Source organism: Flavobacterium ranwuense (assembly GCF_004349315.1).
In the GTDB taxonomy this organism is placed as follows: domain Bacteria; phylum Bacteroidota; class Bacteroidia; order Flavobacteriales; family Flavobacteriaceae; genus Flavobacterium; species Flavobacterium ranwuense.
In genome coordinates, this window is record NZ_SMLH01000002.1 from 465,638 (window position 1) to 475,155 (window position 9,518).

The 9,518-nt window shown below is 34.0% G+C and carries 5 protein-coding genes; all 5 read left to right on the top strand.

The window, feature by feature from the left end; translation table 11 throughout:
• The first annotated feature begins 28 nt into the window (after positions 1–28).
• Positions 29–2,086, top strand: coding sequence for a glycoside hydrolase family 2 protein (locus tag E0I61_RS06535; RefSeq protein ID WP_235832076.1), 2,058 nt, complete (start codon positions 29–31; stop codon positions 2,084–2,086).
• 503 nt (positions 2,087–2,589) lie between these two features.
• Positions 2,590–3,024 (top strand): hypothetical protein, encoded by a 435-nt coding sequence (locus tag E0I61_RS06540; protein ID WP_132070216.1) that lies wholly within the window; start codon positions 2,590–2,592, stop codon positions 3,022–3,024.
• Positions 3,025–3,129: 105 nt separating this feature from the next.
• Entirely contained in the window at positions 3,130–5,439 is a 2,310-nt protein-coding gene (locus E0I61_RS06545) for a PAS domain-containing sensor histidine kinase (protein ID WP_132070218.1), read from the top strand.
• Between the two features lie 86 nt (positions 5,440–5,525).
• Complete coding sequence (locus E0I61_RS06550; RefSeq protein ID WP_132070220.1) at positions 5,526–6,503, top strand: response regulator; 978 nt, start codon at positions 5,526–5,528, stop codon at positions 6,501–6,503.
• 1,072 nt (positions 6,504–7,575) lie between these two features.
• The coding region (locus tag E0I61_RS06555) for an ice-binding family protein (RefSeq protein WP_132070222.1) at positions 7,576–9,518 on the top strand (1,943 nt) is incomplete at its 3' end.

Consider the following 9,518-nt stretch of genomic DNA (forward strand, 5'->3'; position numbering starts at 1 on the left):
AATTAACAAATTTATTAAATACAGACCTATGAATATGAAAACCAAATACCACTTAATTATTCTAATTTTCTTTTTTAGTTTATCCTCTTTTGCCCAAAGAGATACTATTCCATTAAATAAAAACTGGCAATTCAAAATTGACAAAGTAGCCGAAGGTTTCGCAAAACAATGGTTTTCAAAAAACTGGACTGATGGTCGCGTAGTTACTATTCCGCATACTTGGAATATCGAAAAGGAAAACGAAATGCACTACGGATGGGGTTGGTATCAGCAAAAACTATTTGTACCTGGAAAATGGAAAGGCAAACAATTGGTGTTGCAATTTGGAGCCATAAACCATACGTCAACCATTTATATTAATGGTAAAAAAGTGAAAGAAAATATTGGCGATGGTTTCAATAAATTCTTTATCAATTTAGACGGGTTGCTGAATTTTAATGCCGAAAATATCATTACCGTTGCCTGTAATAATGATTTTGGTAAAATGAAAGTTCCTTATACGAATTCATTCGATTGGCCAAATGACGGTGGAATAATAAGAGAAGTTGCCTTATTGGTCAGCAATCGTCCGGCAATGGCGTATGCACACATCACACCAAAATTGAATGTAGAAACTAATCAAGGAGATGTGAAAATCAATATTGGTCTGCGCCAAACGGATGCAAATAAAAACCTGAAATTTAAAGTTCAAATCACCGAGGATAATCAAGCCACGCACAATGTTGTTTTGCAAACTACCGTGAAAGCGGTTTGGGAAAATGGGGAAGCGATTTTAACCTTCAAATTGCCAAAAGTGAATGCCTGGCATTTTGATTTTCCAAATTTATACCGTGCCAATATTACCTTATTGAACGGGAATAAAGCAACTGATCAAATCAACAGTTCATTTGGCTTCCGCGAAATCAAGTTTGTGGGTACTAAACTGCATTTGAACAATGAACCTATTAAAGTTATGGGGGTGGAGTGGACTGCGGGCTCAAATCCAAATTTCGGTTTTGCCGAAACAAAAGAAGAAATTATCCGCCACGGTAAACTGATGAAAGATGTGAACTGTATTTTCAGTCGGGTGCATTTTCAGCAAGATGATGCATTTTATGATTTCTGTGACCGTAATGGTATTATCATTCAGGAAGAAGTTCCTTTGTGGGGAGGTGATACGCCATCTGATGCATCTATCGAAAAAATTGCCCATAGTCAGTTGGAAACCATGATTGGAAACCACTACAACCATCCCTCTATTTTTGCTTGGGGCGTGGGCAATGAGTTGCGAGGACGTGATGCAAATATGAAAAAAATGATTGAAGGATTGATTGCCAAAACTCGTAAATTGGATGCGTCCCGTTTGGTTAGTTATGTAAGCAATACTTTAAACGAACAATATTATAATAATCCAAAATTCACACCTGATGCAGGAAGTCTGGGCGATTATATTATGATGAATGAATACGGTGGTAGTTGGTGGGATGTTCCAGTCGGAAAAATTAACCAGTATATGGATAGCGTGCACATGAGTTATCCCGATAAACCCTTTTTTATCTCGGAATTTGGTTTGTGTGAACCTAATTTTAAAGGCGGGGACGAACGCAGATTAGAAGACCTGGTTTACCACATGGCTATTTACGAAAGTAAACCCTATGTAGAAGGTGGAATCTATTTTGACTTGACTGATTATCGTACCCATTATGGAGGTGGTGAAGGCAAATTTAAACAACGCGTTCATGGTATTTATGATATGTATGGTAAGCCAAAACCATCTATGAAAGTATTGAGAGAACAATCTTCGCCTGTAGAAGTTCAAAATACAAGTACTTGGAAAAAGGGAAAATTGACCTTGGCAATTTTTGGTAGTATCGGCTTACCACAGCATATTGTAAAGGGATATAAACTGTATTTATCCGATAAAACCGATAATTATGCCACAACAAAAGCCTATGATTTACCAACCCTTAAACCGGGTGAAAGAGTAAACTTTGAAGTCGATGATTTTTACGATGGCAAAGGGATTATTACCATAGTCAGACCAACGGGCTATATTGCGACTCAGAAATCATTTTACCCTAATGAAGTTTTTGAAACTTTTAAATAAGTATTGAAATGAAAATAAGGCTTGCCTTTTTATAATTCTCATTAATTTTTGGATGGGTATCACAAGCACAACAAATTTTGGCTTAATATAAGAAATCCCAAAATCTTTTTTAGATTTTGGGATTTCTTTTTTACAGATTTTACATATTTGATATTGTGGTCAATATCACTGGAATTTGCAAAAGCACTAACTTATTGGTTTTTTATTAAATTAATTTTAATGAAAAATTAAAATTAATTAATTTTTAGTAACTTTATGAAAAGAGCAACACGTACTTAATCTGACATAAGACTCTTTTAAACCGATTGTTTTTTTAATTCGACTGAACTCATATTTTTTAACATATGTTTGCCAAAATCAAAAATTAATGCTAAAAAAATACTCTATTGATGTTTTTCGAATGAATATTGATGAAATTTATTCTTTAATTGAAAATTGCATTCCTACTTCATCTGTATGTTTTTTTATGATACTTAAACAAAAAGTAGGATACCTTTACACATATGAAAGGGAATCTTATTGCAAGCCCTGATGCAAATTCAATGGGAGCTGACGGAAATCTTGAAGTAGGTATGTATTCTACCGCTGGAGCGGGTAGTTTTAGCACAGGTGTAGTTTATAACCAATATAGCCTCTGTAATAAAATTATTATTGCAAACCCCGATACTGGAATAAATATAAATGGTACTATTGGTGGAACTTCTTTTGTAAATGTTTTGAGTAATGACTGTTTAGAGAATCATGCATTTCAACCTTTCCAAGTCAATTTAAGTTTAGTAAGTGCTACTAAAAAGGGTACAACTGTTGAATTCGGTATCCCTCTTTGTTCTTTTTTTTTCGTTTCTGATGCTCTTGATTATAAAAAGGATCATACAAATAATAGCTCGTCAGCCCAAAGTGGCATGTTTCGCATAAAAACAAATAGCCATCCATTTTAATTAAAATATTAAATTTAGAAAGAGAAAATAAAAGACCATGAAATTTAATATTCTAAAGCAAGGAGCTACGGAAATACTAACAAAATAGGATACCTAAAACGAGCTATGATCGAATCCAAACCCCAGAATTTAATCGAGGAATTAAAAGCTCGTAATATTGAGCTTACAATACAAAATCAAGAGTTGCAATTAGCAAAAGATAAAGCAGAAATAGCCGTTCAAAGGCTAAATTTATTTTGTGATATTTCTCCGGCAGGGCATTTTCTTATTGATTGCAGAGGCAAAATAGTAGGATTCAATAACAGCGGTTTAGCTCTTTTGGGCAAAACAGGTGATGACTTACTCAATTTCACTTTTAGTCAATTTATTACTAAAACAAACCTTCCTGATTTCAATCTCTTTTTACTACAAGTAAAAGAAACCAATGTCGAAAATTTTTACTTTATTGAGCTAACCATAAATCAAGAAAAACAGGTATTAGTTCACTTAACTGTTAGGTTTTTAGAAAAGGAGCAACAATACCTTATAACTGCTCTTGATAGAACCGAAAAAAAGCTTCTAAAAAATATTTTAGCGGAAAAGGAGTCTATTTTTAAAGAAATTCAAAGAATTGGAAACATTGGCTCCTTTCAATTTAATATATCTACTAATTTTTTGGAGTTTTCTCAAGAATTACGATTTATTTTTGGATTTCACGATAGCATACCTTCAAATATTTTAGAAACATGGTTAGATAGTATTCATCCTCAGGACAGAAAAATGATGGAGCTGTATTTACAAGAATGTATTCTAAATCAAAACTTGTTTCGCAAGGAATACAGAATCATTCGCAAGAATGACGGCGAGATTCGATGGATAGATGGATGGGGGGAAATTATTTTTGATGACGAAGCTAATGAACTTTCTATGATTGGAGTAATCCAAGACATCACTGATCGCAAATTAGCTATAGAAAAAATACAAAATGCTGAAACACGTTCGCATCGAATATTTGAATCATCCAAAGAAGGAATTTTAATTCTGGATGCGATCACAGGCCAGATTACTGATGCAAATCCTTTCCTGATTGAGTTGATTGGATTTAATTACGATGAGTTGGTAGGAAAAGAACTTTGGGAAATTGGAGTTTTTAAAAATATTGCGGCTTCTAAAGAGGCTTTTATAGAATTACAAAACAAAGAATACATTCGATTTGAAGATATGCCATTGGAAACAAAAGCAGGATGTTCAATCGATGTTGAGTTTGTAAGCAACGTATACATTGTAGATGAAAACAAAGTTATTCTATGCCACATCCGAGATATTTCAGATCGTAAGAAAGTAGATCTCGCATTAAAAGAAAGGAGTCAGCTGTATTTTGCCATGTTCGAAAAAAATCAGACTCCTCAACTCCTGATAGACCCAATGAGTGGTAACATCATCGATGTTAATTCGGCCGCCGCACAATTTTATGGTTATTCCTTAGAAGAATTTAAACGAATGACCCTATCAGATATTAGTACTTTTCCATCAGAACAAATATTGGAAGAGATGAAAAAATTCACGATCACTGGGCCATCCTATTTCCAATTTATTCATAAGCTAGCTTCTGGTAAAACTTGCGATATTGAAATGTATACCAGTCCATTGTCGATTAGTGGACAAGCCTTATTAATCTCTACAATAAACGACATCTCAAAAAGGAAACTTGAAGAAGAACGATTGGTCCAATTAAATAACAAACTGAAAGAAGTCAATGTATTAAAGTCTCAATTTATATCCACCGTTTCCCATGAATTCAGAACCCCTTTAGCAGGAATTCTTTCCAGTGTTCAATTATTGCAAATATACAACGATACTTTGGGCAAGGAAAAAAAAGAAAAACTGTTTAAACAGATATTTGATGCTGTACAACATACCACAGCATTACTCGATGATGTTTCTCTAATTGATGAAGAGCAAACTAGCATATCTTTTTTTAGACCTGCAAACATTCAACTTCTTCCCCTCATAAATGAGATTATTGAAGAAAACATATCCGTATCGGAAACCAATCAAAAAGTAATACTGAAATCGAACTTAGATATTAAAAACTATTATATGGATTCAATTATGATTCGTCACATTTTTAATAACATCATATCTAACGCCATAAAATACAGTAGTAAAAATATTACCATCGATTTAAATGAAATAGACAATAAAAAAATAGAATTCATAATCAAGGATCAAGGAATCGGAATACCTGATGAGGAAATAAAATATTTAGTAGACCCTTTTTACCGTGCTTCTAACAGAGGAACTGTACAAGGAACTGGTTTTGGTTTGTCTATTGTAAAAAGATTCGTTGATCTTCATAAAGGCCAAATGTTAATTGAATCAGTTGTAAATAAAGGAACAGCAGTAACTATTACATTACCATACTTACAGCAGTAAAATGTTTAATTTAATCTAAAAGAACAGACACTGGCTCCGTTTCTTTCAATCAATAATAAAATACTGATTATTCTAATTTTTTTTAAATGAAAAAGATTCTTATCATAGAAGACGATACAGTCTTAAGAGAAAATACAGCTGAATTTATTAAAGGACAAAACTTCGAAGTCTTTATGGCCGAGGATGGACTTGTGGGAGTCCAACAAACTTTAAAGCATTTACCAGACCTTATTCTTTGCGACATATCTATGCCTAATATGAATGGATATGATTTTTATAAAACAATAAAGCAGATTAAGGCCACTTCAACTATTCCTTTAGTGTTTTTTTCGGCTCGAACTGAAAATGAAGATATTAGAGCAGGAATGCAATTAGGCGCTGATGATTACATCACAAAACCTTTCAGTCTTTATGAGTTATTGAGAGTTATCAATACACGTCTCGCTAAATATGATAGACTTGAACAAATTCATGACGAAAAATTTCATGCTCTTATAAATCATGCAACAATAGGTATTTATATTTATCAAAATGGCAAATTTATATTTTATAATACCCCATTAGCAAACATTTTCGGTTATGACTATGATGATTTTTCTTCAGTAAATTTTGAGGAACTCCTCGATGACAAATATAGTGATAAAACAAAAATTTTAAACAATTTTGATCGTTGTTTAAAAGATTCGGAAAGTTCTATATCTGTGAAGTTTGAAGCTATCCATAAAACTTCAAATACAGTATTTGTTGAATTATTTGGATCTTTAATTACATATAATGGCCTCCCAAGTATTGTAGGCAATGTCACTAAATTATATCCTGAAAATCCAGCACCATTTATATTTAAACACACAAAAGGCATTCCCGCCAAACTAACTAATCGCGAACTTGAAGTGCTAGAATTGATTTGTAAAGGTAAATCTACTTTGGAAACATCTCAAGCCCTTTGCCTGGGGCAGCGAACTATTGAAACATACAGGGCCAGTCTTTTGGAAAAAACAGAAAGCAAAAACATTGCTGAACTTATCATGTATGCTATCCGTTATAGATTGATAATAATAGAATAACAAATAGTTTTTAAACCCTATTCAACTTATTTTGACTATTAACTGAATAGGTTTTAATGAAAATTTTCATCCCAATTCTCAAGCATACTTACTTGATTTCTGTTCAATTTGTCTTTATAAAAACAGGCTGAATTAAAAAAAATAAATATTCCACCTACTTTTAAAACTAATCAATACTGCCTCCAAATACCAATCATGACAGACTTCAAGTTTGGCTGCCCCCAAATATTTATCGTAAAATATCTACGTATTTATACTAGTTTTTACTTTTATCAAAAAAAAAACGTAAATCTACTGAGTCATTTAGTCTAATAAAAGCGGCACTTAATCTGAAAACTAAATAATTACTCATAAGGATTTACAATTAAATATTGAGGTTATTTTAAGTCTTGTCAGTAATATAAAACATTTAGATATTAAAAACCCTGCTCCTTCTAAACTTTAAAGACACAATAGGGAATCACCAACTCACAGTACAGAAATTCATGTGTAAATGCAATCTTATTTTAGAGGTGTCTAAAACCCTTTTCCTAGAGCAGCGAACTATTAAAACATCAAGAGCAATTAAAAAAAATAGACAGCGAAAATACTGATAAACTTATGGAGCACCCTGTATATAATACATTGATAGTCAAAGAGTAAAATTATAATTTAAATTCTGTACAATTCATTTGATTATTAATTGAATAGCTCTTGATACAAATTATTGCGACAATTCTCTGGTATATTCTCTTGGTTCCTGTCCAATTTGTCTTTAACAAAACTTGCTAAATTGAAAAGAAACAAACAGGCCTCCTGCTTTTAAAACTACTTAGAATAGCCTCTAAAGGTCTATAATGATATACCTGAAGATTAGGTCCATAATAATATTTACAACAATACCTCTCCGTATTTTTACTGATTATTGTTTTTACTTTAAAAATAAAAGAGTATATCTACTGACTCCCTTAGTTTTTATAAAAGGTTACTTTGCTTGATAATTACATCATTACAGTATGATTTATCATTGAATTACAACCCATTAGTTGCAATTAGTTTTTTTGTTATAGTGTACTCAATTAAATTATTTATTATGAAAAAAAAATTACTCTTCAGCATAGTAACTATTGCGCTATTGCTTTTTTCAAATACAAGTTTTAGTCAAACAGTTAATTTAGGTGTGCTTGAATCTTTTGAAGGTTATACAGGAGCTGGAGCTGTTACTAATGCAGCTGGAGCCACCTGGACAGGCGATGCGGGTAGCAATAATGGAGTAATTAGCGGATTTACTGACCCAACCTATTTTACGGGTAACACATACAATGCTAATGCTGTAACTGCTCAATGTAGATTCGATTTATTTAGGTTGTATATTCATCTTAACGATCTTTTTGTGGACTATCCCGCCACCCATGCTGCTGCTTTTGGAGGTGGTGAAACGCTTAAGCCTGGAGTATACTCTATACCTGGTGCGGGATCTATAGGGACAATTCTTAATCTTGATGGTGGAGGAAATCCTAATGCTTTCTTTATAATTAAATTTTACGGAGCAATGACGGTAGGAGCTGGTGCAACGATTAATTTAATAGGTGGAACGCAATCTTGCAATGTTTTTTTTATTGCTCAAGGGGCTATTTCTGTTGCGGCAGATTGTAATTTAAAAGGAACTTTATTTTCAAAGATAGGAGCAGTTGGTCTTGGTGCAAATACGGTTCTTGAAGGAAGAATGCTTTCTATGGAAGGAGCGATAGTTAATGGAACTGGTTGTAAAGCAAGTCCGCCTCCTGGTACTTGTACAATTCCAATAAAATGTGATTTTGGCTGTAATGCCGCTCCTGCCGTTGATGTTTTAGGAGTGCTCTCCAATTATGCCCTTTATACTAATTTAGGTGCTGTGCCAAATACGAGTACATCTGGTATCAATGGAAATATTGGTTCAAATTCTGGCTCAGTAAGTGGTTTTGAGAGTTCAATTGTTATAGGGAATATTCATGTTGCAGATGCTAGTACAGCACAAGCGAACATAGATTTAGATAATGCTTATACTGCGCTTATGGCTCTGCCAAATACAGTTCCTACGCCGGCGGGTGTTGTACCTATAGTACCTGCACACGCGGCAGTTTTTGGAAGCGTTGCCGCAGGAGGGGAAACTGTTAATGCGGGGGTTTATTTCATAGACGGTGCAGGATCTATGTTAGGAACTCTCTTCTTAGACGGTCAAAATGATTCCGATGCAATATTTGTTTTTAAGTTTGCTGGGGCATTTTCAGTAGCAGCACAAGCAAAAATGATTTTAATTAATGGAGCACGTCGATGTAATGTTTTTTTTATTGGTGGAGCGGGAGTTCCCACTGGTGCTATTAGTATAGGAGCAGGTGCTACTTTAAAAGGAACGTTTCTTTCCCATGGTGGAGCTTGTGGCTCAGGTGCTGATTTGTTTCTTGGCGGCCGACAGCTTTCTACAGGCGGAGCGGTTAATACTTATTCAGGCATAATTTATAATAATCCAGAATGCGTTACTTCTACATCTTTAAAAACAATATCAGCAATAACAGATAGTCCAAGTGTAATTGCCGGTGCAAGCACACCAAGTGTAATCAACAATGATATATTAAATGGACAGCCAGCAGTAATCGGAGATCAGCCAGGACAAGTAATTTTGACTTCTATACCTTTGGGGCCATTAACAATGAATGCTGATGGAACAATCACTGTTGCATCAAACACACCAGTAGGAAGTTATCCAATAACATATACCATCTGTGAGGTTTCAAATCCAACAAATTGTAGTACAGTAACAAGTAATGTAACGGTAACTGCACCAGTAATAACTGCAGTAACAGACAGTCCAAGTGTATTACCAGGTACAAACACACCAAGTGTAATCGGCAATGACACCTTAAATGGAGCACAAGCAGTAATCGGAACTGCCCCAGGACAGGTAACTTTGACTTCTACACCAAACGGACCATTAACAATGAATGCTGATGGAACAATCACTGTTGCATCAAACACACCAGTAGGAAGTTATCCAAT